This window comes from Ruegeria profundi (assembly GCF_001507545.1).
Classification (GTDB): domain Bacteria; phylum Pseudomonadota; class Alphaproteobacteria; order Rhodobacterales; family Rhodobacteraceae; genus Ruegeria; species Ruegeria profundi.
On the sequence record NZ_LQBP01000005.1, the window covers coordinates 18,946 to 45,229 of the forward strand.

Below are 26,284 nucleotides of genomic sequence, written 5' to 3' on the forward strand. Positions count from 1 at the left end.
CAGAGTGATGCTACGATCATGAAGTTGACCCGTAAGAAAATATTTCATTCCGTACCTGCACTGTTCAGGTTGTCATCATTGGCCCGAAGCCTCTGTGCGGCGCTATGCCTGTTTGTGTTGACGCACGGTCCTGCCGCTGCTGATTACAAGCTGGAGCCCGGAGACCAGATTCGTTTGTCCCTGACCGGCCTTGATGGCCTGTCTTTTGATGCAATCGTTGATGCGCATGGCAACGTAAACTTGAAATGGCTGGGCCATTTTGAGGCCAAAGGCCTGTTGGCCGATGAGCTGGAAAACCTTGTGCGGTTGGATGCGGCTGGCAAAATCGTCAAGCAATACAATGCGAATGGTGAAATCTACATCATTCAGCTGGACGGGGACGAGATCGAAGTCGCCCGCAATGGATACAGGCCCATCATAATCGGTGGGGATGTCGCGCGTACTGGTCAGATTGATTTCCGTCCGGCCATCACCGCACGTGAGGCTGTGGCCCTTGCCGGTGGCGTCCGCAGCATGCTGTTGGCCGATGATGTCACCATCGACCCGATACAATTGATGCGGTGGCAAACCACCTATGGGCAAGCGGCGCTGCAACACGCGCAGGCAATCGTTCAGGTCTGGCGCACGACGTCCGAGCTGCGACAAGATCTTGACATGCCGCCACCGACGCACGCCCAAGTCTCGGTGTCCAACGCGGTTCTGGACGAGTTGATCGCCGAGCAGATCAGGATCAGAGCCGTCAATCAGGAAAACGAAGCCGGTGAGCGGCGTTATTTCGAAGATGCTGAGGACCAGGCCGAGCAACGCATTGAAATCCTGAAAGAACAGGAGATCGAACTAGCTAAGGCTCTGGCGTCCGATGAAGAGGAAGAGGCCAGAGTGATCAGCTTGATCGAACGTGGGTTGGCCGCGGGTTCAAGGATTGCCGATACGCGCCGGACCACCGTGTTGTCCGCCACGCGCTTGTTGGAGGTCGAAGAAGATCTGGCGGCCACAAATCTGGTTCTGACCAGATTGAAACGGGACCGGGAGCTGTATGAACAGCAGCGATCCCTTGTGTTGTTGCAGCAACGTCGCGACGCGCATCTGGCCCTTCGCGATGCCAGCTTGCAAATGGATACGATTGCAAAATATCTGGCTGGTGCGTCCAGCGAGATCGGCACCGAAAGCCTGATCAGTGATATTGATTACTCGGTTACGATTTTCCGGGTTGTCGACGGTGAATTGCAGGAGCTTCGGGCTGAGAAAATGACCCAGCTGCTTCCGGGCGACAGTGTCGAAATCTCGGTAGAGCAGGTGACACAGCAGACCATACAGCAAACAACACAATTGACCGAATAGTGGCCTGCGGGAAGGATCAGGTCGTGTTTAAGTAACGAGTTGGCCCAAGGAGTCGCGTATTTCGCGGGTTCCGGGGCGGTTTTAAGAAGTGAAGTTTTTTAATGGCGTATCTCAAAGCTAAGGCCGCGCCTCATTCGCAAGGCGCAAATCTGACGACGCTAAAGGCGTGCATCTTGGTGCTGTGCTTTGCGGTTATGCAGACTGTGCCCGCGGCGATAAATGGCTTTCCCTTTATTTTCTTCGATACGCGCGGTTACAACAATGCCGGCAAGGCGGTAGTAGAAACCATAGCGGGTAAGCAATGGGTCGATGAAGCGCCGGTAACCAAGGCGACCTCGCCAGCGGATCCTTCGGTCGAACAGGCTGTGGCGGCCGCACCGGACCAACGCGTGATTTCGATGTCCCGTTCGCCTTACTACGGCGCTTTGGTCTTTGTATCCCTGCAAGCCGAAGCACTTTTGTTGGTGCTGTTTCAATCGCTGATCGTTGGCTACGTGGCTTGGCTTGTGGTGCGGCAAATTTGCAAGGAAAACCCCACGAAACCTTATCTGGTCATTGGCGCAATCTGTGCCGCGGTTACACCATTGCCGTATTTCACAGCCTATGCCATGCCAGATGTGTTTGCAGCCGTGGTGCCGCTTTGTCTGTTTCTGCTGTGTTTTTCGAAACGCAGCCTGACGAAAACTCAGATAGTAATCTGCTGGGTCATTCTGGCCGCAGCGGTTGCCATTCACAGCAGCCATATTCTTTTGACCTTTGGCCTGTTGGTGCTTTTGGCGCTGATGTCGCTATGGCCGCGGGTTAGACCGCTGCTATCTGGTTGGCTTATGTCATTTTTGGCTTTCAGCGCCGGGGTGTCGGCGGTTTTTGCCTTTGCCTTCGTGTCCCAGGCCGTCTTCGGCAGTTGGCCGCAGAACCTGCCTTTCCTGACAGCGCGCGGGATCGAGGATGGTCCGGTGGCCGAGCTGATGGCAAATGACTGCGGCGGGTATGAGTTTGCAATTTGTGACGCAGCGCCTTTGGACAATAACAGTTCGCAACTATTTCTTTGGGACAAGAACGGCTACTACCAGTCAGCAGATGAAGCTACGAAGCAACGGCTGAGTGACGAAGACTTCTCAGTTTTCCTGACAGCCGCGCTTGCGGAACCAGTGATGCAGATACGGGCTTCGGTTGGGAATGCATTAAGACAACTTGGTATGTTTGGTTTATACGAATTCTATACCGCCAAACGAGTCTTTGCTGAAAGCGCGCCGCACTTCATGAATGGCTCTAACCTTAGCAGGTTCGGGGCATCTTTGGCTGTTACTGGCGGCTTCCCGTTTATATTCCTGTCGACGTTTGTCTATGCGTCGGCCGTTATTAGTCTGATTACGGTGGCTATTATGTTCGGGGTGCGATCAATATCAAACACGGCGATGGCGTTGGCCGTGCTGATCCTGGCAACCTTGCTGATAAACGCTGTGGTCTGCGGCGTGTTGTCGGACCCGCACCACCGATATCAGGCGCGGGTTATCTGGTTGTTGCCCTTCCTGGCAACATTGCTTGTTTTTCACGGTGCTCAACGCGCCAAGCGGGTCCCGACCCAGTTTTCCGCGGAAAATTCAGATGCAACGCTTTGACCTCAGACTTTGGTGGAGTTCACCGGTCGGCGCAAAAGCACATCGAAGAAACAGAGTGTAAAGGCGGATTTCCAAAGATGCCCTCGTCCCAGTTCTTAAAATTCGCGATCGTGGGTGCTGTTGCCTTTGTGGTGGATGCGGGTTTGCTGCTCATCGCGATCGAGGGGTTGAACTGGGCACCAGAGGTCGCGCGGCTGCTATCCTTTTTGGGGGCTGTGACCACAACCTGGTATCTGAACAGAACGTTTACATTTGCCACCCAGGCATCGCCCACGGTGAAGGAATTCATCAGCTATGTGCTGGCGATGAGCTTTGGGCTGGCGGTGAATTACGCCGTCTTTGTCGCCGTGATCAGGTTGAACGAGATCGCGGGTGCCCATCCGGTGATTGCGCTGGTGCCATCGACGCTGGCCGGGATGATCATCAACTTTCTGTTTTCACGCCGTATTCTGGATGCGGGTGACGCCCCGAAATAGGGGGCTATGCTTGTAGGCGGGGCTTAATCAGCGGTCGTGCTATCGGCCAGATGACGGGCAAGCTCTTCCCGGTCTTCAGGGGTCAGAAGCCATTCGTCATCCATCCCGGTTGCAAGACCCAGCTGTTCGATATTGGGGCGCGACACCCCAAGAAGCTGCCGGACCTGGTCGCGGAACTTGAAACCGACAACGCCGGTAATGACACTGCCAGCGGCGAAACCACCAGCGCCGAACATGAGGTTTCTGCGGGTTACATCAAACTTCATTTATCACCCCCAGTTTGTCGCCCAGCCGCGCCGCAAGGGCCATGATGGTGAGCGTAGGATTGGCGTGACCGCCGGATGCAAACACCGATGACCCCGCCACGAAAAGGTTCTGATACCCGTGCACGCGGCAATCGGCATCGACGACGCTGGTTTTCGGACTGGCCCCCATCCGCGTCGTGCCAAGGGTGTGACCACCTCCGGTGACGCCGAACATGATCTCTTCGTTGGACATCCGCAGTCGCCCGGTATCCGAGGCGATCAGCCGTTCGCCCAATGTTTCAAGAAAGGTATCGACCGCCCGGAAACTGCGGGCACCGATGTGGAAATCTGTGCGCAGCTTTCGCAGACCGGACGGGTCGGTGCCCTCTCTGACGGTGACCCTGTTTTCAGGTTCGGAATCCATTTCCGCCCGGACGATGACGCCATAGGCCACCGCACCGTCGCCCCATTTGTCGGCAAACATCGTTTCGACGGGATCGTCCGAAACGAACTTTCCGGGATATAGGGCGACCGACACCTCAAGCCCGCCGATTTGCCGATACAGGTCATCGTCCGGTTCCAGCAGGGCGGTCAGCTCGCCGAAACCGTCGGGAGCAGTGGGAAACTGAAAGGCCCCGTTGCAAATCAGCTTGGCGCAATCGGGGAAATGCGGATGCTCCATCAGATAGCGGCCGACCTGATCGTTCTCGTTGCCGACCGCAGGCCCGGTCTCGGGCTGCGAGCTGAGCAGAATTTGCGCGTTGCCCATCGCCCCGGCTGCAAGCACGACCGCTTGCCCGGGCCGCAGGTCAATCCGTCTGGTGCCGCCGTCCAGCGTGTAGATCGAGATGGCCTCGACCCCCTTCCGGTCGTCCCTTGGGTGCAGGTGGCTGAGGGTGGCGCCAAGCGCAAGATCGGTTGTGGGCAGTCCATCGTAGAGCTGGGGTTCGCGGATCAGGCGCAACGGGTCTTCGGTGGAGATGGGCCGGTAGACGAAACCCGGCTCAAAATCCGCCGCATAAGTCAGGAATGGTTCTGGCCTGCCCAGATATTCCGCGGCCATTTTGTAATAGGGGTCCAGATCGCTGCGCGTGATTGGCCATTGTCGAAAATTGCGGTCGATCAGCGGGCTGCAATACCCGGCCCAGACGGCGGATGTTCCACCCATGGCGCGCACCCAATGCAGCGGCCAGTGCGATCCGTCCAGATGCCCGCGACCGAAGATCTGGGCAAAGTCGGATTGAATGTCATCGTTGTATTGGGCCTCTCCGGTCTCAAGCATGATCGCGCTTTTGTCGTGTGCGCCAAGGCGTTTGGCCATCGCATATGCGGCAAGACCGGAACCAGCGACAATAACGTCGTAGGTGTCGAAATCTACTTCACTCGCTAAAACCTGCAAACTGGCTACTCACTTTATTGGAAACAAAAACGGTCATTGGGCAATGCGGTCATGGTAAGCGATTCTTATGCGTGGTCGTATATTTTTTTCGGGTCCAAGCGCTCAATCCCAATCACAATCGGCGTTTCGTGCACCGCAGAGTGAATAAGCAACCAATCAGCCGAAGTTCGGATCGCCGTAAAGTTTCGCCTTCTTCAGGTCGACGCGCGTCGCCACCAGTGCGGATGGGCGCACGCCCACGTTTTCCAGTTCTCGGATCGCCTGCAACATCGAATTAACGCGGGTGCTGTTCCAGCGGGTAAACAACAGGACGCGGTTGGATATTTGCGACAGATAGGCCGATTCCACTGCCGATAGCAGCGGCGGGGTATCCAGCAGAATGACGTCATACATATGCGACAGCGAGTAGAGCAGATCAAGGAACGCCGGTGAGCATAGGAAATCTGCGGCTACCGTTTGGGCCTCTTCCCCTTCGCCGCAGATCAGCGGCAGGATATCCAGCCCTGCCTGCGGGCTGCCGACGACATAGTTCAAAAGAAACTCCGGGTCTGCTCCGGCGTGTTGCAGGGCGTCGGGTGTCAGTCGGGAGTAGTCACGATAGGCCGAAGTCAACGTGTCACAATCTATGATCAGCGTGCGGTAATTCGCCTTGGCGCAGACTGCGCCCAATAACAGAAGCGATGAGGTCTTGCCCTCATCCGGCAGCGCGGAGGCACCCGAAAATATCACACACTGCGTGTCCGAAGCAGAAAGCTTGTTCTTTCCTTCCGGACGGTTCGAAAAAATCATGCTGGCTTGGGCCTCTGGCTCGCTTTGCGTGTTCGAGACGCGAAGGCCGACATCGCTGCTGGCAAGCAGCTTGCGTCCGAAATGGTGCATTTCCGCATCCAGCTTGCCGTCATGAATAAAGAAGGTCTCGAACGGCGGGTCTTCTTTGGCCTCTGGCACGATCGCAGACAGCTTGACCCCGGTTGTGCTTTCATACTCGTGCGTTGTTCTGAGCCGCTTCTGAAAGAGCTCGCGCACAACCGTTCCGATCAGGCCGAAAAACACGATCGCGAACATGACGAGGATCGCCGTCTGCGAGCGTTTGGGTTCCGAAGGATCAATAGCAGGCCGGGCCCGTTCGATGATATGCGCGCCCGCATCCAGATAGTCCGCTTGTTCTGCCCTACGGCCCAGCTGCGACACGAAATCCCGATAGATGGTTTCCGTAACCAGAATCTCGTTTTCGATCCGCTTGGTGACCGAGTCGTGCTGCACCTGCCGGGCCTGCTGCTCGCGGAATGTTTCGATGCTTTGTTGCAGGCCAACCAGTTGGGCATTCAATTGGTCCATTTTCCGCTCGGCGGATTGCTGTATCGCATCCAGCGCGGTGATGGCCGCATCGTCTGTAATGTCGCCGCTTGTGCTGCGTGACAACAGCCCGACCTGGGCGGCATAGTCGACTGCTTCGCGCAGATTGCCCTGATCGCGCAGCTCTGTGATCGTGTTTGTTTGTTCTTCAAGCTCCTGCAGGGATGCGTTGGCCAGAGAAGATCGCCGTTCCGCCTTGATCCTTTGCGCCTTGATCGTTGCATATTCATCAGGGGAATAAGGCGTCTCGATCGAGTGCGTCTCAAGGTCTGAACTCAGTTTGTTCAAGTCTTCCCGCAGCTGACCGATACGGATAGTCAACCAGCTTTGCGATTGCCCAAGTGCTTCGCGCTTCATTTTGGTCAGAACGGTCAGGTATTCCGATGCCAGGCTGTTGGCGATTTCAGCGGCTTTGTGTTTCGACTTTGTGGTCACTCGAATTTCGTACACGGCCGATAGGTCCCCGACCTGTTCAATGCGCCTCGATCTCAGCAGGTTTTCGACGGCTGCCTCGCGGCGTATCTCTTCCTCGGAACGTGTGTCGCCGTCAGCAGTCGCTTCGTCACCGCCCGCGAGTGTATCCACCAAAGCATTCTTTAACCCACGCGCCAGCGCGATCGGGTTCAGGGTAATTCCGCCTTCCTCTCCGGCAAACTCGGGATCGTTTTGCAAATTCAGGCGTTCAACTACGCTTTCAATCAGGTCCGTGGACCGCAGCAGTTGCAATTCGCTTTCAAGAGATGTCAGCGACAGCGGCAAGCCCGAGACCTGCGGCGTGAATTCCGTTTCCGTTTGTACACGGGTTTCGATCATAACCTTGGCGCTTGAGGTGAACCGGGTGTCGGCCGTGTAGGTCAGCAGATAGGCTAGAACCCCACCGCAGAACGCAAGTGCCAGAATCCACAGAATGGATCGGCGGATGGCCCAGACAGCATTGGACAGCATTCTAAGCTCGGGATCGCCGGCAGCGGCTTGCCCCACACCCGATAACTCTACGTCGAGCCCTCTGCGATACTGATCAGTCATAACTCATAACAACTTTTGACACAGATATAGTTCAGGTCAGCCCGGCAGCGTCTGGTGGACAACATGTGTCGTCAGCGGCCATCAGCCTGCGGGCCAGAAAAATTCAACAATGCATTAACCAAACCACAATTGACGGTGAAAAGTAAGCAAGTTTGACAGGAAACGCGCAAATACACATGTTATTCGAAACAATCCGGGTCAGAACCGATGAATTTCCTAGCAAGAATCGATGGGCCTGCTAACCTGCTTACACTATCGTTTTTTTGTGACCAGTTGGCTTTTACATGAATAAGATTCTGGATAAGCGCCTGCCGCATGCTTTTGTCGGGGGCATGCCAGTTGCGATCGCGGGTGCCAACGAATTGACAGACGTCATGCTTGAGGACGTGCAGCGGCGGCGGTGCGGTAAGCTCAATCGTGCGACAACTGTGTTTTCGTCAAACGCACAGGCGATTTCGCTGTATGCAAGCGATGAACACTTCGCCAAGACAATGGATTTGGCCGATATTATCCACGCGGATGGCCAGATTGTTGTCTGGGCGTCCCGCTTATCCTATGGCCGTCTTGGCATCCCCGAGCGAACCGCAACAACGGATTTCATCCACTCGGCGGCCACGGTTGCGGCAAAAAATGGTCTGAGCTTTTATTTGTTGGGTGGGGTCGAAGAGATCAACCGCGAGTGTGCGGAAAAGTTGGCCCTTATGTATCCGGGCCTTACCATTGCCGGACGGCGACATGGTTACTTTGATCCCTCCGAAGAAGACGCGGTCGTGGCTGATATCAATGCCAGCGGTGCGGATATCCTGTGGGTCGGGCTGGGCAAGCCAAAGGAACAGTTTTTTGCGGAACGGATTGCAACGAAACTGTCGCATTGTGCCTGGATCGTCACCTGTGGCGGGTGTTTCCATTATATTGTGGGCGATTACGCGCGCGCGCCGGAATGGATGCAAACCTTGGGATTGGAGTGGTTGCACCGCATCGCGACAGGGCCGGGCCATCTGGCCCGTAGATACATGCGGACCCTGCCTCATGCGCTCAGCATTGTGTTGCGCAAGGATGTTCCCAATCGTTTTGGCCGCAGGTAGGGGCAGACAGTTGCCATAAGTTTGAGTTTTGCCGCCGCCTCCGGTTGGTTGGTGTGTTGTGAAAGGTTCGGTGTGAGTAAGGTCGAGTTCATTGGAATCGGTGCGCAGAAGGCTGCGACGACGTGGTTGCACCATGTCCTGTCGGAGCATTCCGCCGTGACCATGGGCGACACCAAAGAGCTCAACTTCTTTACCGCAAATTATGACCGGGGCTACATCTGGTACGAAAGCTGTTTCGCCGATGGCCCCGCCGGTACGATCAAGGGCGAATGCTCTCCGACATATTTCTTCAGTCTGGACGCCCCGCAGCGCGCAAGGGACTACAACAAGGACCTAAAGCTGATCTGTATCCTGCGCGATCCGGTCGAAAGAGCCTATTCCAACCACCTGCATGAAATCCGCAAAGGCCATATCGCATCCTCGATCTCGTTCGAAGATGCTCTGGCGCGGAACCCGGCCTATGCGCGGCAAAGCCAGTACAAAACGAACCTTGAACACTGGCTTGCCTGTTTTGACCGAAGCGCGCTGTTGTTGCTGTTTTCCGAGGATATCTCGGAAAATCCCAAGCGGGCATACGATCAGATCTGTCGTCACCTCGCAATTGCACCCGATCCGAATCCGGCGTCGCTGTCTGATCGCCACCACGAAACCGTCACCTACCGCAGCCCGGCTGTACAGCATACCCTGCGCCGGGGTGGTGACATGATGCGCTCGCTGGGGATGCGTAAAGCGGTACGAACGGTGAAAGCTTTGCCGGGGTTTAAACACGCGCTGTCCATGAACAAAGAGCACCTGAAAACAAAGATCGCGCCGCCAACGTCCGAAACGCGGCAGAGGCTGACTGACCTCTTCACGCCCGATATGGAGTTTGTGGCGCGGGTCACGGGCCGTGCGGAATTGCCCTGGCAGACTTGGCGCGAACGGAAGGGCGGCGTTTAACCCATGCGATTGAACCGTGCCGCCCAGATCTTCGGAGAGATGCGCATCAACCAGATGGGCCACGTCGCGCGGCGTCTGCTCGGTGCCCGGTTTCTGAGCATCGAAGATTTCTTGCCACCGATTACCCCAGAACAAGGCGCGCGCCTTGCAGCCTTGGCGCGTGGTGCACGCGGTAAGATCAACACGCCGATCCTCGTGCTGGGAGTCATGCCGCGCTCGGGCACGAATTTCGTACGTGATCTGGTGGCTATGCACCCGGATGTGGCGGCGGATGCCGGACGGTTGTATGAATTTCCCTTATTGCATGCAGCGGATGACGCAGCTGCGTTTGGGCGGGATTTCCTAAGGTATTTTCCGCGAAACGGCGAGGTTCTTGAGAAATACGATCTGCTGGCGATGTTGGCAGGGGCGTGGTTTCGGGAATTGCAGGCGCAGGCGCCGGGCAAGCACATCCTGCTGAAGTGTCCGCATGTGCATAACCTGACCCTCGCGCCGTATATCTTCCCGGACGCCAAACTGATCCTGTGTCTCAGGGATGGGCGCGATGTCGTGGATTCAACACTCAACACCTTTTCGCGATATTCTTTGGCCCGTAAAACCTTTCGCCAGTTGGCTGATGAGTGGCGGCTTGGAACCGAAGCCATAACAACCTTCGCCGAAGGCGGCGTGAATGAGACTGAAGACGCGTTGGTGGTGCGGTATGAGGATATCGTCGCGGACTCGCAGCTTTTTGTTACGAACATGCTGGCCCATACCGGGCTGAACCCCGAAGTTTTCCCCTGGGATCGGGTCGATCAATTGCCGGTGCGCGGTTCGTCGCGGTCAAATGCTTCAGACGATGCGCGTTGGCAGCCGCAGTCAAAAGCGTCGGATTTTAATCCGGTAAAGCGCTGGGCGGCATGGTCGAAAGCAGACAAAGCCCGGTTCGACAAACTGGCAGGGCGCGCATTGGAGCTTGCCGGGTATGAGCGGTGAACGCAGAGCACAACCCGGCCCGCATGTGGCCATTTGCGTCGCGACGTATCTGCGTCCGCTGGGGCTGCGGGCATTGATCGAAAGCCTGAACGCGCAAACCATCAGCGATGAACAGGTGCAGGTGACACTGGTGATCGCCGACAACGCGCCCGATGCCACGGCTCAAGCCACGTTGGGGGATATCCAAAGCCTGTCGAACTGGCCGGTGATCTATGTGACCGAGCCGACACGTGGCATCGTGGCGGCCCGGAATCGCACCTTGTCCGAAGTGCCCCAAGATTCCGATTTTGTTGCTTTCCTCGACGATGACGAAGAGGTTTCGCAAATCTGGCTGGCAGAAATGCTCAAAACCATGCGCCTGCCCGACACCGTGGCAGTTCAGGGCCCGGTTGAGCCGCGCTATCGCAAAGCCCCGCCGGACTGGGTTGATGCCTTGAACCTGTTTCGTATGGGACCCTATGATCAAGGGGCGGAATTGGTGTCGGCGGCCACCAACAACTCGATGGTACGGTCTGCCGTCATCCGTGATCGAAAGCTGCGGTTCGATCCGCGTTTCAACATCACGGGCGGAGAGGACGAAGAGTTCTTTACCCGTCTGCGCGACGGTGGTGGCACGATCCGCGCGGCGGCAGATGCTCTGGTCTGGGACGACGTACCCGAAAACCGCACCACGATCCGGTGGCTGGGGCGGCGTTGGTTTCGCAAGGGCAACACGCTGAGCCGCATTGCGTTGATCCGGCGCAAGGCAGTTGGGATGCGGGTGGTCAAAAGCCTTGGCGCCCTGGGGTGGGGGTGCGCGATGTGCCTGTGTCTTGGCTTCGGCTCACAGGCCAGGTGGTATCGCGGCCTGCTCGAGATATTTCGGGGCGCTGGCATGATAGCTGGCTTGTTGCGGTTTGAGTTCTCTGAATACAGCAACTCAGCTGTAAAGGTCGACCGGGTCGGAGGCCGATAACATGCAGCACACCACGTTTTCGATCATCATCCCGGCCCGAAACATGGAGCCGTACATCGCTGAAACGCTGGATAGCGTCAGCGCTCAGAGCTTCGGGGCATTCGAAGTGATCTGCATCGATGACGGCTCGACCGACCGAACGGCCCGCATCATTGAAGGCTTTACCCGGCGCGACGTCCGTTTCTGTTTGGTGCAGGGCCCGTCAAAGGGTGTCAGCGCAGCGCGAAATCTGGGTCTGTCACAAGCAAAAGCACCCTTTGTCTTGTTTCTTGATGCTGACGATCTGCTGCACCCCGAAGCGTTGCAGCGCTACTATGACACGCTGACACGCACCCAAGCAGTGGGTGCGTTGGCGGGTGTGCAGCGTATGGCTGTCGACGGCCATGTCATGCGTGGCACGGATAACAGGGCACTGGTTCCTGCTCAGGATCAGCTGGACGCGCTGCTGTGCAAGAATTTCGTGGTCAATGGCGGTGCTCTGGCGCTACGCACTGACAGCGCAAAGCGGGTAGGCGGATATGACGAAAGCCTGGTAAAAGGCGAAGATTGGGAGTTCTGGTGCCGTCTCGCGCTGCTGGGAGAGTTCGCCGTGGTCGACGGGCCGCCGCTGCTGCGTTACCGTCAGGTGGCCAGCGGGGCCAATCATCAGGCGCGTGGGTCCGTTTTTGCCCGCCGTGTGCCCAGCATTCAGAAGGTTGCGGCCAATGCGGATATGAAGGCGCGGTATGGGTCTCGGCTTCGTCGACTTTTGCGTAAGCGTCAGATTGATATCTTTTGGTCAGGCGTTCGCAACCAATTCCAATATGGGCGCAAGTCGACCGCTGTGTTCGAAGGCCTGTGCGGCGCGGTTCTTTATCCCGATAGCCTGCTGCGACCAAAACTGATCTGGCGGTTCCTGCAGAGTTTGGACCGTCGTGCAAATCAAGGGACCGTTACACCCGGTAAAAGCGAAGGGAGGCACTGACAAATGAGGATATCCCGACGTGCGGTTTTGCTGCAGGGCACTGCGCTTGCTGTATCTGTTCCGTTTCTGAACCAGATGGCCCTGGCCGAGCCTGAAACCGATGGCGTGGTCGGGTTCGTTGGTGAGGACATCGTTCAGCTGACCGTCATTGATACGTTGTTTGAAATCTCGCCGGTGATTCCGGTAACCCAGCGGGATGACCGGGCGTGGTACCCCGATCCGACGGATAGTTTTGGATCGCTCGGGCAGCTCAACGGTGTAGAAGGGTATTTCTCGGGTTTTGCTAATACCACGCTGCCGCAGGGTTTTACCGAATGGCCGAGGGTCATCAGCGATACCCGGCGGTCTGGGTTCCAGATGACCACAGGAGCGTTTCTTAAGCATATCCCTGTTGATCAGCCCGACCAATGGCGCGTCACTATTGATGGAAGTCCAGCGAATGTCGTGTCGGTCTATCGCAAATCTGTCCCGATCCGCACCAGAGCAGTTGCCAAACGCAAGTGGGAAAGCACCAAGCGGCACAACCTGACCCTGATGCTGGATCGTGCCATACCGGAAGGCGCCGTGGTTGTGCTTGAGGGGCCATCGGTGCCAGCGGTCAGTCAGCGCAAGTCGCCCGAAGTCTTCAACGAGGCGCTGCATGTGTGTCACGCAGGTTATCCGCTGAATGGTCCGAAGAAAGCGTATATCGGGTCATGGTGGGGGCACAACAATGTGGGTCAGCCGGGCAACACCGATGCAATTTTGTCCCAGAATACCGAATGGGCAGTGCTTTCAACCGCAGACGGCGCGGCGGTTCGCACCGGCAGCCTGACCCTTGCCAAACCCGCGTCCGAGCCGCATCGGAACGATCAGAATTTCAACGGCTGCGACATATACGAGGCGGATTTTTCGGACCTAGACGAGGACGGAGAATTCATCCTTCAGGTCGACGGTTTCGGTCGGTCGTTTCCATTCCGGGTCTCTCCCGCGCCCTACACCAAAACACTGCGACTGGCCGCGCGTTGGTATTTTCACCAAAGGTCGGGATGCGAGATTACCGAACCCTTCGGCGAAGGCCGGACCCGTCCGCGCAACGGCCACCCCGAGGATGGCCTGACCGTCTGGCAAACCGATATCCGCTTGGGCAGCACCGGCGAAGGGTATGGCAAGACCGGGGCAAGTGGGCTTTTGTCTGAACAGCCCGTGGGCGTCACTGGTTTTGACAGTATTCCTGTATCGGCACGCGCGCAGGACAATCCCGATGCCTGGGGTGGATGGCATGACGCCGGGGATTGGGATCGTCGCATTCAGCACATGGATGTCGTCTATCACATGGCCAATATCATCGAGGCTTTCGACTATGCCCGCGGGCTAAACCTGAACTTGCCCGAAAGCGGCAAGCCGTTCGCTCACCCCGATGTTATGGCGCGCAAGGATGCGACCGATCGGGGTGACGGCATGACAGTTCTGCCCGATCTTATACATGAAGCACTGTGGGGCATTTCGCTGTGGCGTCGAACACAGGGTGAAGACGGGGCGATTATCGGTGGCGTGGAGTATTCCAATCCAGGCATTTTCGGATCGGTGTCATGGAACCCTGTGCAACTGACCTATGCCTACGCCCCCGAGGACTGGGCCGCATACAATTTCGCGCTGAGCGCGGCAAAGCTGGGTCATGTCATCAAGCAGGTTTGCGGTGATCCCACACTGGGCGACGCCTTGATACAAGAGGCTACGCGGGCCTGGCACTGGGCAGAACAGGATTTTCTCTCCGACACTGCCGAACCGCGCGACCCCGAGGCGGTCGAAGTCATCAATCGGTCGCGCGTGGCCTCGGCCGCAGTTGTATATCGGGCCAGCGGCGATACAGCGGCCCGCGATGTGTTCGAAGCGCACAATCCCTTTGTACCCAGGGCCGAGTCCCCGGCAGAGGGGGTCAAAAGGGGAATATACTCCCACGCTTACCTCGAATACGTGCTGGCGGCGCGGGATGGTAAGCTGGCAGACCCCGAGATTGTTGACGCAATCGAAGGCTGGATCAGGTATCGCGCCAGACGCTCGGAACGCATGGGGGCTGATTTCGGCCTGCACAATACCGGCACCTATCCTTGGGGGCGGGGGTGGCTGCGGTTTGGTCCCGGATCCAACTGGCGGGCCGGAGAAATCGCGATGTTCTTCTCGATGGACAAGCAGTTGTCACCGGAAATGTCGGATGCCGTGACCGAAGGGATGTGGTTCGGCCTGGGTTGCAATCCGTCGAACACGAGCTTTGTGCAGGGGTTGGGACACCGGGACTTCGCCGACCCGCTGATGACGGATGAAAACGGCAAACCTCCGATACCCGGGCAGATCAGCTTTGGCGTCGCAGGTGGCAAGCTTCACCAATGGGAAGAGCGCAAGACGTCGGGTGCGATTTACCCACCCAATCAAGACGACTGGCCGATTTATGCGCAGATTTTCGAAAGCCAAAGCATCGCAATTTGCTCTGAACATGGGGTGAAGTCCAACGCGTTGGAGTGGCTGGTGGCCTGCGCCATGGTTAACGCGGGAAGTCCTGAACCGTCTCAGTGACATTTTTCATCGCAGACCCTGCTGCCCTGACAGGGTTGAACGGGCCAAAAATCGCTCTTTATCATATAGGCAGCGGCAACCCTTTCGCGCCCCAGCGGTCTTGGATAAGACGGTTGCAGCGCCGTCAGAGCTTAGTCTGACGCAATTAACCAGGAGCGCATTCATGAAGTATCGTCGTCCGGTGTTTGCAGCTCTTTTCTGCGCGCTGCCTTTTGCGGTTCAAGCTCAATCCACGCAAGATGCGTCGGGGCTAATGATTGAGCTGAATGCAGTAGAAACTGTCGAAGGTGCCTGTCGGCTGACTTTTCTGGTCGAAAACGAAACTGAAACCGCGATTGATACTGCCGATTACCAGGTGGTGATCTTCGATGCCTCGGGTGTGTTTGAACGCCTGACCCTTTTTGCGTTCAGGGATCTCCCGGCGCAGCGTCCGCGCGTGCGCCAGTTCGATGTGCGCGGCCTGTCCTGTGAAAACCTCGGGCGCGTTCTGATAAATGGGTTAAGCGGTTGTACCGTCGAAGGCGCAGAAAGCGATATCTGCGACGAAACACCGACCCTGAACAGCCGTACAGAAGTGGAGCTTTTGGGATGAGTTTTCTTGACGCCCTGCGCGAAATCCTGGCCCTGGGCGGGCCGGTGGTGGCAGTCCTGATCGCGATGTCAGTGGTGACGCTGGCCGTCACGTTTTACAAGCTTTGGCAATTCGCCGCATCAGGTGTAGGGCGGCACCGGGTGCTATCGCAGGCGTTGCAGGCTTGGGACGCCGGGGACAAACAGGCCGCCCGCGCGCGGTTGGCAGAAAGCCACAGCTATCTTGCACCGCTGGTCGGTGTTGCAATGGATGCGCCTGACACGCCCGGTTTGGATCAGCGATTGGACGCTGAGGCGGGGCTGGCGCTGGCCGGGCTTGAACGCGGCTTTCGCCTTCTGGACACGGTGGCGCAACTGGCGCCCTTGCTGGGTTTGTTCGGAACCGTGTTGGGCATGATCGAAGCATTCCGTAGCCTGCAAGCTGCGGGCTCCTCGGTCGACCCCTCGCTGTTGGCGGGGGGTATCTGGGTGGCGCTGGTAACGACCGCCGTGGGGCTTGCCGTGGCGATGCCGACCTCGATGGTGTTGTCATGGTTCGAAAGCCGTACCGCGCGCGAACGGGTTTTTGCCGATAAGGCGTTGCGCACCGTTCTGGTGCCGGGGCAAGCGATCCCGTTGACCGAAGACGCGCAGAGCATGGCGACCACGCCCGGACATGCGTAACATCGCACCATTTGTCAGACGGCCGCTGGCGATGACGCCGCTCATCGACGTGATCTTTCTGCTGTTGTTGTTTTTCATGCTGACCTCAACCTTTTCCAAATATGGTGAGATTGAGTTGAGCAACGCGACAGCCGGTGGCGCGACGTCTGACGTGCCTCAGGACCGAGCGTTTGTTCAGTTGGGGGCTGACAGGCTGGTTCTGAACGGTGCGCCGGTAACACTGGACGACCTGACGGCGCAGGTGACAACAGGTCAGGTGTTGATCGACCTTGATCCCGACACAACGGCACAGAGGCTGGTGGACGTGCTGGTTCTGCTGCGCGGGCGTGAAGGTCTGAGTGTCTTGGTGCTGGAATGATCCGCTATAGCCGCCCCCGCCGCAAACGCGACTCGACTATTGCGCTGATCAATGTCGTGTTTCTGATGCTGATCTTTTTCTTGATCGCGGGTACGGTGGCGACGCCTTTGGACCCAGACCTGAATCTTGTCGAAACATCTGAACTTGAGGGGCGCGAGCCGCCCGACGCGCTGGTGCTGCATCGGGATGGGCGGCTCAGCTTTCGGGGCACGCCAGTAGACCCCGAAGCCTACATGGCTGGGCGCGACCCCGGACCGGTGCGTATCGTTCCTGATCGTGACGCATCAGGTGCCCGCCTGATGGAGGTGACAGGCGCGCTGCGCCGACTTGGAGCAACATCGGTGTTTGTGGTCACTGAAAAGGCACTGGAATGATCCGGGGGTCCGTGATCGTTGCGGGCTTTGCTGCTCTGCTGTCGTTGCTGTTGCACCTGATGGGGCTAAGTCTGACCGCGCCCAGATTGGCAGGCCAGCCAACCGCCAGCGGCGCGCCAGATAAGGTTGAACTTGGAAGCAGCTTTGAGGATTTGGTCGACGCTGTTGCGGAACCGGTTGAACCGCAACCGGTGGAAGCACCTGAACCGCCTGTCGACGAACCGCCCGAACCCGCTGAGATTCCGACCAGCGAGGTTCACGTGGCCTCGGACAATCCACAGCGCACATTTGCGCCGGATACGGGTACCTCGGAGGTGTTGCAGCCAGTCGCACCCGAGCCGGTCGAGGCTGACGCTCCCGAGTCCGAAGACACCACCGACGGTGACCAGAGCGCCAGTGACGACGCGGACGAGACACCGCCCGAGACCGCCGAGGCTGTTGAACCACCCGAGGGCAACCCAGAAGTTACCGAGCCGGTCAATGAGGTCCCCGTCGCATCCCAACCTGCTGAGACCGAACAGCTTGCCGCCCTGCCGGACCCGACCGACGAAACCGTGCCATCGGTCGTTCCCGTTGTTCCGTTGGAAAGCGAAACGGAGGAGGCCGAAATTGCCGCAACGCCGGTCGAGCCAGTGCCAGATACATCCGAGAACACTGAAAGCTCAGAGCTGGCCGTAACCTCTTCGATCCGCCCGCCGCTTTCGGATCGCCCTTCGCAGCCTGACCGTCAGGGAACACTGAACAGAGCCCGTGATTTTAGTGCCCTTCGGTTCCCGTCCCGTGAAATCGAGTCTCCTCTGACCACCTACAGGCGCCGGGGTGTCGATACATTCACCTCGGGCGATAGCGGAACCCGGTCTGGCGGGCGCGGACCTGGAAACTCGGACAGAACCAATTACGCCGGGCGGGTTCTGGTTCACTTGAACCGCGCACCGATCGTTTACACGGCGGCACGCGGGTTTGCGAAAGTGTTTTTTGAAATCAACCCGGACGGAACCCTTGCCTGGGTTGATGTCGTTGACAGTAATGGCACGCCGGATGTCGAGCGCGCCGCCAAGGCGCAGGTCCGCGCGGCCTCACCCTTTCCAAAACCACCCGGAGGCGTGAGCCGCAAACTGTCCTTTGTGTATTCCAGCAACTAATCGGACGCGCCGGTCTCAAACTGATTCGACATAGCTTCCGCCTTTGGTTGGGGCGGTTCTTTCCTCGCGCAAATGTGTTTTTTTTCGACGAAAACGCGAGCAGCGAGCCAAATGTTATTGTTTTGTAAATTTAAAGACCAATGACCGTTTTTCTGCATTCAACTTCTTGTTAAAAGATCGTGAAATCCTTCAAGTAATTGAAAATAAACAATTAAGAGAATTTCTCGTCTTAGGTCGTATGCAAAGGTGCAACGCAGGTTTCGCGCCGAGACGTTCAACAATTCCTGTGCGGTTGCCTGACCATCGAGTTTGTTCGATTAGGCAGTCCGTCACGCTCTGTGGCGACTCCTCTCAAAGTAAATGGAACTACCATGAAAAAGATTCTCATTGCATCGGCCGCTCTGATGGCGACTGCAAGCGTTGCAGCGGCTGAATCCGGCGTCAAATTTGGCGGCTACGCCCGTTTTGGTCTTGGCTACGTCGAAGACCGTACCGGCACCGTCGAAAACTTCAACACAGTTGGCGGCGTAATCACGTCCACTGATACCGCCACTGTCGATACCGATAACACCGCCCTGATATCGCGGTTCCGCCTGAGCATTGACGGCTTCACCGAGACGGACAGTGGTGTTCGCTTTGAGGCTCGTGTTCGCTTGCAAGCCGACGACACCCCTTCGACCGGCGAACAGCAAAAGGCTGGTCTGAACGGCGCTCGCTTCTCGGTCATCTACGGTGGTCTGCGTGTTGATGCCGGTAACGTTGCTGGTTCGTTCGACAACTTGGACGACTATTTCGGCACCGAAATCGGCCTGGAAGACTTCCTGGGGCAGTATTCGGGCGTGAACTACAGCTTCCTCGAGTACACCTCGACCGGCTCTGGCGCGAACGCTGTATTTGTCAAATATAGCGTCGGTGATTTGTCCGTATACGGATCGTATGACCAAAATACGATTGCTGTTAACGGCGGAAAAGACAGTGCAGACCGTTGGGACGTCGGCGCGAGCTACACTTTTAACGACATCATTACTGCATCGTTGCTCTACGGTGAAACCGACCTCGCAACTGGCGGTGATGAAAGCCTGGCCCTCTTCACCTTGGGTGTAGATATGGGAGATTTCTACGGCACACTGTTCTTGGCCGATGATGATGTTGAAAATGACGACGAAGACGGCACGGCGTACGGTTTCTCGGTTGCCTACAACGTAGGTGCTGCGACCACGCTGGAACTGGCATACGGTGACGGTTCGGCTGATGATGACCAGCGTTTCATCGGTGTCGGCGCAATCTATGATCTGGGTGGCGGCGCGTCTCTGCGCGGCGGTGTCGGCGAGATCAAAGATGGCGATGAGGACGGTATTATCCGTGCCGACTTGGGTGTCCGGTTCAACTTCTAAGTTGACCTAAGCTGAATATGTGAAAGGGCGGGTTTTTGAACCCGCCCTTTTTTCTGCTTATTTCTTTTCAAAAAACAAGATAACTTCGCCCAGACGGACCCCGAAGCGCGAGACATAGGCGCGGTTCAGCAGACGATCATCCGTCAGCAGCCACATCCAATCGTCGAAGTTCACGCGCATCGTTCCGTCTTTGACCGGTAGATCGATCTTATATTTCCAATTGAACGTATCGCCACGCTCGATCCCGCTGGCGGTGCCCAGAACGCCGGGTGCGGTACCGGTCCAGGTGTCTTCGCCGGTTTTGGTCAATGTCCAGATGCGTTGTTCGGTGGCACCATCATCATAGACGAAATCCTCGACCAAGGTCAGGGTTTCGCCATCCCAGGTTCCGTCAATGTCGACAGTAAAGCGGCGGGGTACATTGCCCAGAACATCCTGAAACTGACCGTAGGCAACAGTTTTTCCTTCAAAGAACTCTTCAAGGTTCAGTTGCCGGTCGGACAGAAATGTCTTGGGGACGCGCGGTTTCGCGGAACAGGCGGCCAAAGCCGCAAGCCCCGCGATGGCAAAACCCAGGATCAGAACGCGGCGAGCAATCATTGAACGACCCTCGACTCTGCCGCCGCGTCATATCCGTTGGTACCGCTGACATGGGCGGTTTTGGTTTCCGGTGCCGGACGCATTGTAGCAACCAGTTCAGCAACCTTGAGGCCAAACTTGCGCATTTCCGAACGGTTCATGATCACGCCATTTTCGGTCAGATACATCCAATCAGTGACATCCAGCGTGTGCCCGCCCGCGTCCTGCGGCAGGATGATGCGATAGGTTAGCTTGACGGTCGAACCCGATATGGTTCCTTTGCCTTCGCCCACGATATCATCTGCCGTGGCGGTAAACGTGTTGCCGGTCCCAAGCGTCAGATGCCATTTCCGTGTCATTTTCTTGCCGTTGGAATAGGTGAAATACTCGGCCAGTGTACCGGTGTTTCCATTCCATTCCCCGACCATGCGGGCGACGAAACTGTTCGACATTTTGCCATTGGGCCCATAGATCAACCCTTCGGACAGTATTTCGCCGGTCAGAACCTCTTTCATTCTGAACTCGGGGCCGGTGCCGGAATAATCGGTGGGCGATTGCGATCTGAAGCTCAGGAAACGGTTCTTGGAAACTAAAAGAACGAGGATTGCGAGCAAGAAAACAACAAGCGTATTCATTTGGCTGTAACCTCCGTGGGCAACGTCAGGACCAACCCGAACGCGCCAAGTTTCAGGATGCAGGGCAGTACGGCATACGCGATGGTGAGTGTCCGCAAAGCTTCGGCGGAATTCGCCTGCCCCGGCGTGAAACCGCTGCGTTCCAGCAACGGCAGGGTGAAAAAGGCAGCAAGCGCAAGGCCCAGCTTGCCTGCAAATGACCAGATGCCAAACGCGGCCGAGGCGTTCAGCCCTGCACGTGTCAACACGACTGAAAACATGGCAGGCAGCACTACCATATCCGCCCCAAGCGCGGCACCCGAGGCGAAGCAGATAAGGGCAAAGCCTGTCAGGTCCCCCGCCGACAACATCGCTGCACCGACAAAACCGGCGATCGACAGGGGCATGGCAATCATCAATGTCTGTTTCGCGCCAATCCAGTTGCTGAGTTTAGCCCAGATCGGCACGGTCGCCCCCGCGCTTAGGAAAAACAAGATCAACAGCGGTCCGGCCTTGCCGGGCAGTTGCAGGCGGTCCTCAACAAAGAACAGAAACAGAGTTGATGTGATGGCGACTGGCAGGCTGTTAATCAGCGCCAGAAACAAAAGGCGCAGCGCGCCGGCTTGACCAAGCCCCGCAAATGACAACCCTTCACCTGTGATCGGTGCGCGACGCCACATCGGAAGCGTCATGATCAGGGTGAAGATCGCCAACAATCCTAGAAACAGGCCAAACGCGGGATAGCCTTGTGCGCTGGCCCCCAATGCCACGAACAAGGTCGGGGCGCTGGCAGCAAGAACAACTCCGGTCAATTGTCCTCCTTCGCGCCAGGCGGCCAGTGTCATAAGTTCCTTCGGGTCAGTGCGTTTTGCCAAGGTCGCGCTTCGGCCATACAACAATATGGTGCCCACGCTGTAGGCCGAGAACAAAAGGATCAAAACAGACACTAATGCAGCGATACTTGCCCCCTCGGGTAAACCAAATAGCAAGGGAAAACCCAGCGCCAGTCCAAACGCAGCGACAGCAGCAAACAGGGCTTGCGCGCGCGGCCAACGGTCGATGGCCCAACCGATAAGCGGATCCTGCACCAGATCGACCAGTCGGATTACCAGCAGAACGGTACCGATCACAGCCAATCCGATACCCAGATTAACGGCGGCAAATCGCGGCAAATGGATATACAGCGGAATACCTGCTGCCGCCAACATCAGGGCGTATAGGCTGACCCGGGGGTAAAGCATCACTGGCCTTTCAATTGCCGGGTGAAGCTGGCTGATCTTGTGTCATTGCCAAGGAAGATGGACATGAAGGCCCGCTTGGCCCCCGGGTAGGACAGGGTGCAGGTTTTTTGGCCGTTGCGCCAAAATCCAACCTGGTTCGCACCTTCCGAGATGGCGACGTAGTTATCGCCCCGGCTCACGCCTTGGAAACACTGCTCCAATTGACCTGCGGTGGGCGCAGGGTTGCCCTGGCGCGCCATCTCATCCAGTGTCGACTCGACCAGGGCTTTTTGTTTCAGGTTCTTTCGGTAGGTCAGTTGAATCCCAAAATCTTCATTCCAATTGAACGCGTCACCCTGAGAGGTGAAAAGCTTGGCGTCGTAAACCGGTACACCCAAAAATCGAAACGTCGCGCTGCCCTTGAGCTGCGCGTCAGAAAGCGTCTGATTGATAGGAGACGCAGCAAGCCCGCCCGGAGCCAGTATCACCAAGGAAACTAGCACCGTACGGCAAGCGTCAGGTATCAGCCTATGCAGGAATGACCGGGTCTTTTTCAAGCGTTCCATTGTCAGCTCCGAGTGTTTGCGGGGTGCCATTCAGACGCTCAACAACATGCATCGCGCTGGCAATCCCATCTTCGTGAAAGCCGTGCCGATTGTAGGCGCCGGCAAACCAAGTTCGGTTCTGTCCCTGCATCTCGCGGATTTGTCCCTGGGCTTTCAGGGCGGCTTTGTCGAATACCGGATGGGCAAATTCGACCTTGTCATAGATTTTATCCGCGGGAATTTCCGATGACGCGTTCAGCGTCACGAACAGCGGATCGCTGTCCGGAATGTTCTGTAGCCGGTTCATCCAATATGTCACGCCGACGTTTCCGGCTTGTGACCTATAGGTCCAGCTTGACCAGCAGGCGCGCCGCCGTGGCATCTGGCCCGGGTCACAGTGCAAAATCGCGGTGTTGGGCTGATAACGGATAGACCCTAATGCGGCCTTTTCTGCATCCGTTGCGGCCTCACCTAGAATCGACAGCGATTGATCGGAATGAGTGGCGAGAATGATCTCATCGAACAGATCGGCCTGTCCTTGGCTGTGTACCGTCACGCCGGTATCGTCCCGGTGAATTTGATCAACCGGGCAGGCCAGGCGTATTTCACTGCCACGCGCCCGCAAAGCAGCATCAATCCGGCGGACATATTCGATACTTCCGCCTTTGACCGTGTACCACTGATGCTGATTGGCCCGTCCGCTCGCCAACAGGGCATGATTGCGGAAGAACTGCACCAAAGAGCGGGCCGGGAACTGGTCGACAAACTCCACCGGGGTGGACCAGATGGCGCCACACATGGGCATCAGGTAATTGTGGCGGAACCAATATCCAAGGCGAAGCTGATCGACCAACTCTCCGATCGTGGTGTCATCATCCTTGGCGGCCTCGGGGGCTTCTTTTCCGAACCGTACAATGTCCGCAATCATCTTGTAATAGGCCGGCCGCGCAAGGTTGCGTTTCTGCGCCGTCAGGGTGCGCAAGTTGTTCAAACCGTATTCGATGCGGCCATCGTCAATCGTGGCCCCAAAACTCATCTCAGATTTGATGACCGGCACGTTTAGTTCGTCAAACAGACGTGTCAGATACGGATAGGTGGCATAGTTGAAGACAATAAAACCGGTATCGACCGGCTGATCCCCGTTCTTGCCAGCAAGCACAGTGCGCGCGTGACCACCAAGCCGCGGCTCGGCCTCAAACACGGTCACGTCGTTGTTTTCTGAAAGATAGTAAGCAGCCGACAGACCGGAGATACCTGCACCTACTACTGCGATTTTCTTGCGTACGCCTCGGGTTTCGTCGAACATGCCATCCTCTATATGCGACATTTTACAATAAGATACGCATCGTATGCGCGGATGGATCAATCGTATTGAATGTTTTCTCGGTGGGCTGATGCGCTGTTGCCCGGGATGTGATCCATCCGCTCTGGCCAACCGTAGAACCTGCATGACAACAAAAACGGACGAGGAATGAGCAGTTTCAGCGGGAAAACCTATTGGATTATTGGCGCCAGCGAAGGGTTGGGCCACGCGCTGGCTAAGACGTTAAGCCGTCAGGGCGCGCGGCTGATCCTGTCTGCCCGGAATGCAGACCGCTTGGCTGAAATCTGCGATACGCTGCCCAATGCGCAATCCGTACCGTTTGACGTCACCGATCTGGACGCCGTGCGCCGCGCTGCGGTCGAGGTCGCTGAAGTGGACGGGCTGGTCTATAACGCGGGTGCTTATGAGCCGATGCGCACGGCCGATTGGGATACCGAGGCGGTATTGTCGATGACAGACGTGAACTATACTGGCGCGTTGCGGGTCCTGGGTGAAACAGTGCCGGATTTTGTGCGCTCGGGCCGGGGGGATATCACCTTGATCGGATCGCTTTCAGGATATCGTGGGTTGCCCGGGGCTGTGGGGTATGCGGCCAGCAAAGCAGCCCTGATTTCTCTGGCAGAGACGATGCGGTTCGATCTTGCCGGAACTGGCGTAACCGTGCGGATCGTCAACCCGGGTTTCATCAAGACCCGACTGACCGAGAAGAACGATTTCAAGATGCCGATGATTATGACGCCCGAAGATGCAGCCGAGCGGGTGGCTAAGGCGATGTCACGACGTCGCTTCCGTACTGACTTTCCAGCGCCGTTTTCCTGGGGAATTCGCTTGCTGGATTACCTGCCGGATCTGCTGGTCTATCGCGAAAAATAGACTCTAACCAAACTGCCCCTGACAGAACCAGCCCGCCGACATGGTGCCGCCATGGCCGTAGAACAGCCACAACCGCTCCCCCTGTTCCGTCACCACCACCCAGTAATCCCGGACCCCGCTGCGCCAATTGGGGTCGTCCAGCCACCATTCCGGTGCGATCCGCTCTGGGCCGGTGGCCTGCGCCAGTTGCCAGTCACGCCCACGCCAGCGAAAGGCACTGGGCACTGTCGGGGTTTCCGGGGCCATGACCGGTTCGGGCTGCCACATCAGCAAGGGTCGCGGGCGGGGCGACGGGGGCCAGTCGTGTGCCGGTTCCGACCATGCAGCCGCCAGCGTCTGCGCGGTTTTTTCGGGGATATGAGAGGCAACGGGATGATGCCGAGTGATCGCCTCTAACCCCACCCGTGCGCCCAGCTTGCCGATGAGGTCATCGACGGCTGTATTGCCGTCCAGCCGCTCGCGGGCCACGCGGCGGGCCTCGGCATGGCCTGCCATGGTACGGGCGTGGATGGGTTCGGTCTGGATCGCCTCAAGCCGCAGCATGTCGATACCATAGCCCGCATCAATCTTGTCGGTTTTCATCTCTAACAAAGGGCGGATTCGGTGTTTGTCATAGGTTGGACGGGCCAAACCAACCTCGATGATCTCAGCCGCCTGATCGGCGCGGTGCGCCTCCAGCCGTAATGTCCGCACGCCGCGCCCCTTTTCTTCCAGCTTGGTGCAGAGCGTTGGCAGCATCCGGTCGATGGCGGCCATCACGTCCTCGATCAGGCCGATCGGATTGGGCAGCGTCATCCGCACCGCAAAGTGGTGCGGGGGCCGCGCGGGCGAAACCGGCTCGGGCGCGCTGCCCATGGCCTGATCCAGCCGCAGGACCAGCCCGCGCCCGAACCTGCGGGCCAACGACGCGCGCGGCTGGCCCAGCAGATCGCCGATCCGGCGCAGCCCCAGGCGGTTCAACTGCGCGACCACCTGATCTTCAAGCCGCAGCGCCGCGATGGGCAGGGGGCTGAGCGCACCATAGGACTGCCCCGGCGCGGCGATCCGTGCACCGCCGCCCAAGGTCATCACCTGTGGTGCGGTTCCACCCTTGGTCCAGTGCCGCCGCTTGCCCGCCCGGGCGCGGGTGGCGCGGGCCTCTTGGCTGATGGCGTCGCCGTTGCGGTCGGATGTGGCCTCTTGCCCGGCATAGCGCGCCAAAGCCCAGGCCGCGCCCAGCGTGTCGGCGATGCCCATCTGCACACTCAGGCCCATATCGGCGCAGTCGACCTCAAGAACGTTCAGCAGCGCCTCTTCCCCGCCAAACAGATGCGCGCAGCCCGACAGGTCGACGATCAGGCCATCGGGGGATTCTTCGGCGACCCACGGGCTGAACTTGCCCGCCCAGCGGCGCAGCGCGGTCAGAAATGCAGCCTCGGCCGGGGTGTTGCGGGGGCGTGTCACAAGGTTTGCGCACATGGCATGGGCATCGCGCACGGGCTGGCCCACGCGCAACCCGGCGGCTTGGGCTTCGGCGTTCAGCGACGTGACAACCTGCATATTCGATTGTTCCGCCACCACAGCCAAAGGCCCATCCTGCAGCCCCCGCGCAGCGCGGATCAGCCGTTCAGCCCCCAAACGGGGAAACCACAGGGATAATATTCGGCGTTTTGGCATCGGGCAGACATCAAA

Annotated in this window: 25 protein-coding genes; 16 read left to right on the plus strand and 9 right to left on the minus strand. The window is 57.7% G+C overall.

Translation table 11 applies throughout. The features are described 5' to 3' along the window. Window positions 1-18 precede the first annotated feature (18 nt). The 3 genes from AVO44_RS10405 (at window position 19) to AVO44_RS10415 (ending at window position 3,439) form a co-directional block, all read left to right on the plus strand. On the plus strand, window positions 19-1,341 hold the full coding sequence (locus AVO44_RS10405; protein WP_068336461.1) for a polysaccharide biosynthesis/export family protein: 1,323 nt from the start codon (window positions 19-21) through the stop codon (window positions 1,339-1,341). 101 nt (window positions 1,342-1,442) lie between these two features. Next, complete coding sequence (locus AVO44_RS10410) at window positions 1,443-2,963, plus strand: hypothetical protein (protein WP_068336462.1); 1,521 nt, start codon at window positions 1,443-1,445, stop codon at window positions 2,961-2,963. 77 nt (window positions 2,964-3,040) lie between these two features. Continuing rightward, window positions 3,041-3,439 (plus strand): GtrA family protein, encoded by a 399-nt coding sequence (locus tag AVO44_RS10415; protein ID WP_157769966.1) that lies wholly within the window; start codon window positions 3,041-3,043, stop codon window positions 3,437-3,439. Between the two features lie 23 nt (window positions 3,440-3,462). Here the strand turns inward: AVO44_RS10415 and AVO44_RS10420 are convergent, their stop codons facing one another. The 3 genes from AVO44_RS10420 to AVO44_RS10430 all read right to left on the minus strand — a co-directional run bounded on the left by AVO44_RS10420 (window position 3,463) and on the right by AVO44_RS10430 (window position 7,465). Further along, the gene (locus AVO44_RS10420) at window positions 3,463-3,705 is read right to left on the minus strand and encodes a hypothetical protein (protein WP_157769967.1); all 243 of its coding nucleotides are present in this window, start codon (window positions 3,703-3,705) and stop codon (window positions 3,463-3,465) included. Beyond that, window positions 3,695-5,083, minus strand: a complete 1,389-nt coding sequence (locus AVO44_RS10425) for a GMC oxidoreductase (protein WP_068336471.1) — start codon at window positions 5,081-5,083, stop codon at window positions 3,695-3,697. Before AVO44_RS10425 ends, AVO44_RS10420 begins: the two co-directional genes overlap by 11 nt. A 156-nt stretch (window positions 5,084-5,239) precedes the next feature. Further along, complete coding sequence (locus tag AVO44_RS10430) at window positions 5,240-7,465, minus strand: GumC family protein (RefSeq protein ID WP_082677468.1); 2,226 nt, start codon at window positions 7,463-7,465, stop codon at window positions 5,240-5,242. 284 nt (window positions 7,466-7,749) lie between these two features. Between AVO44_RS10430 and AVO44_RS10435 the strand changes: the two genes are divergently transcribed. From AVO44_RS10435 to AVO44_RS10490, 12 genes are all read left to right on the plus strand, one after another. Beyond that, complete coding sequence (locus AVO44_RS10435; protein WP_068336481.1) at window positions 7,750-8,550, plus strand: WecB/TagA/CpsF family glycosyltransferase; 801 nt, start codon at window positions 7,750-7,752, stop codon at window positions 8,548-8,550. Window positions 8,551-8,622: 72 nt separating this feature from the next. Beyond that, entirely contained in the window at window positions 8,623-9,489 is an 867-nt protein-coding gene (locus tag AVO44_RS10440; RefSeq protein ID WP_068336482.1) for a sulfotransferase domain-containing protein, read from the plus strand. 3 nt (window positions 9,490-9,492) lie between these two features. Next, window positions 9,493-10,464, plus strand: a complete 972-nt coding sequence (locus AVO44_RS10445) for a sulfotransferase family protein (RefSeq protein WP_068336484.1) — start codon at window positions 9,493-9,495, stop codon at window positions 10,462-10,464. Next, window positions 10,454-11,419 (plus strand): glycosyltransferase family 2 protein, encoded by a 966-nt coding sequence (locus tag AVO44_RS10450; RefSeq protein ID WP_068336485.1) that lies wholly within the window; start codon window positions 10,454-10,456, stop codon window positions 11,417-11,419. The genes AVO44_RS10445 and AVO44_RS10450 overlap by 11 nt, the downstream gene beginning before the upstream one ends. Window position 11,420: 1 nt before the next feature. Then, window positions 11,421-12,383 carry a glycosyltransferase family 2 protein gene (locus AVO44_RS10455; protein WP_068336490.1) on the plus strand — a complete coding sequence of 321 codons (963 nt, stop codon included), beginning with the start codon at window positions 11,421-11,423 and terminating at the stop codon, window positions 12,381-12,383. 3 nt (window positions 12,384-12,386) lie between these two features. Then, the gene (locus tag AVO44_RS10460; RefSeq protein ID WP_082677470.1) at window positions 12,387-14,936 is read left to right on the plus strand and encodes a glycoside hydrolase family 9 protein; all 2,550 of its coding nucleotides are present in this window, start codon (window positions 12,387-12,389) and stop codon (window positions 14,934-14,936) included. Window positions 14,937-15,099: 163 nt separating this feature from the next. Next, complete coding sequence (locus AVO44_RS10465) at window positions 15,100-15,528, plus strand: hypothetical protein (protein ID WP_082677471.1); 429 nt, start codon at window positions 15,100-15,102, stop codon at window positions 15,526-15,528. Further along, window positions 15,525-16,190, plus strand: a complete 666-nt coding sequence (locus tag AVO44_RS10470; RefSeq protein WP_068336493.1) for a MotA/TolQ/ExbB proton channel family protein — start codon at window positions 15,525-15,527, stop codon at window positions 16,188-16,190. Before AVO44_RS10465 ends, AVO44_RS10470 begins: the two co-directional genes overlap by 4 nt. Beyond that, window positions 16,183-16,548 (plus strand): ExbD/TolR family protein, encoded by a 366-nt coding sequence (locus tag AVO44_RS10475; RefSeq protein ID WP_224891179.1) that lies wholly within the window; start codon window positions 16,183-16,185, stop codon window positions 16,546-16,548. The genes AVO44_RS10470 and AVO44_RS10475 overlap by 8 nt, the downstream gene beginning before the upstream one ends. Beyond that, window positions 16,545-16,922, plus strand: a complete 378-nt coding sequence (locus AVO44_RS10480; protein ID WP_068336496.1) for an ExbD/TolR family protein — start codon at window positions 16,545-16,547, stop codon at window positions 16,920-16,922. Before AVO44_RS10475 ends, AVO44_RS10480 begins: the two co-directional genes overlap by 4 nt. After that, window positions 16,919-18,064: an energy transducer TonB family protein gene (locus AVO44_RS10485; RefSeq protein WP_068336499.1), complete on the plus strand. Its 1,146-nt coding sequence runs from the start codon at window positions 16,919-16,921 to the stop codon at window positions 18,062-18,064. Before AVO44_RS10480 ends, AVO44_RS10485 begins: the two co-directional genes overlap by 4 nt. A gap of 371 nt (window positions 18,065-18,435) precedes the next feature. Next, on the plus strand, window positions 18,436-19,458 hold the full coding sequence (locus AVO44_RS10490; protein WP_068336502.1) for a porin: 1,023 nt from the start codon (window positions 18,436-18,438) through the stop codon (window positions 19,456-19,458). A gap of 57 nt (window positions 19,459-19,515) precedes the next feature. Here AVO44_RS10490 and AVO44_RS10495 read toward each other — a convergent pair whose 3' ends face one another. The 5 genes from AVO44_RS10495 to AVO44_RS10515 are packed head-to-tail and all read right to left on the minus strand — an operon-like array spanning window position 19,516 to window position 23,722. Further along, entirely contained in the window at window positions 19,516-20,058 is a 543-nt protein-coding gene (locus AVO44_RS10495; RefSeq protein ID WP_068336505.1) for a DUF3833 domain-containing protein, read from the minus strand. Further along, on the minus strand, window positions 20,055-20,672 hold the full coding sequence (locus tag AVO44_RS10500) for a DUF3833 domain-containing protein (protein WP_068336508.1): 618 nt from the start codon (window positions 20,670-20,672) through the stop codon (window positions 20,055-20,057). Before AVO44_RS10500 ends, AVO44_RS10495 begins: the two co-directional genes overlap by 4 nt. Beyond that, window positions 20,669-21,892 carry an MFS transporter gene (locus tag AVO44_RS10505; RefSeq protein WP_068336510.1) on the minus strand — a complete coding sequence of 408 codons (1,224 nt, stop codon included), beginning with the start codon at window positions 21,890-21,892 and terminating at the stop codon, window positions 20,669-20,671. Before AVO44_RS10505 ends, AVO44_RS10500 begins: the two co-directional genes overlap by 4 nt. After that, window positions 21,892-22,437 (minus strand): hypothetical protein, encoded by a 546-nt coding sequence (locus tag AVO44_RS10510; protein WP_068336512.1) that lies wholly within the window; start codon window positions 22,435-22,437, stop codon window positions 21,892-21,894. The genes AVO44_RS10505 and AVO44_RS10510 overlap by 1 nt, the downstream gene beginning before the upstream one ends. Beyond that, a complete protein-coding gene (locus AVO44_RS10515; RefSeq protein WP_068337305.1) occupies window positions 22,400-23,722 on the minus strand; it encodes an NAD(P)/FAD-dependent oxidoreductase in 1,323 nt (440 codons plus the stop codon). The genes AVO44_RS10510 and AVO44_RS10515 overlap by 38 nt, the downstream gene beginning before the upstream one ends. Window positions 23,723-23,887: 165 nt before the next feature. Here AVO44_RS10515 and AVO44_RS10520 point away from each other — a divergent pair, with 165 nt between their 5' ends. Further along, window positions 23,888-24,613 (plus strand): SDR family NAD(P)-dependent oxidoreductase, encoded by a 726-nt coding sequence (locus AVO44_RS10520; RefSeq protein WP_068336516.1) that lies wholly within the window; start codon window positions 23,888-23,890, stop codon window positions 24,611-24,613. A gap of 3 nt (window positions 24,614-24,616) precedes the next feature. Here the strand turns inward: AVO44_RS10520 and AVO44_RS10525 are convergent, their stop codons facing one another. Continuing rightward, a complete protein-coding gene (locus tag AVO44_RS10525) occupies window positions 24,617-26,269 on the minus strand; it encodes a DUF6504 family protein (protein ID WP_068336517.1) in 1,653 nt (550 codons plus the stop codon). Window positions 26,270-26,284: the final 15 nt, after the last annotated feature.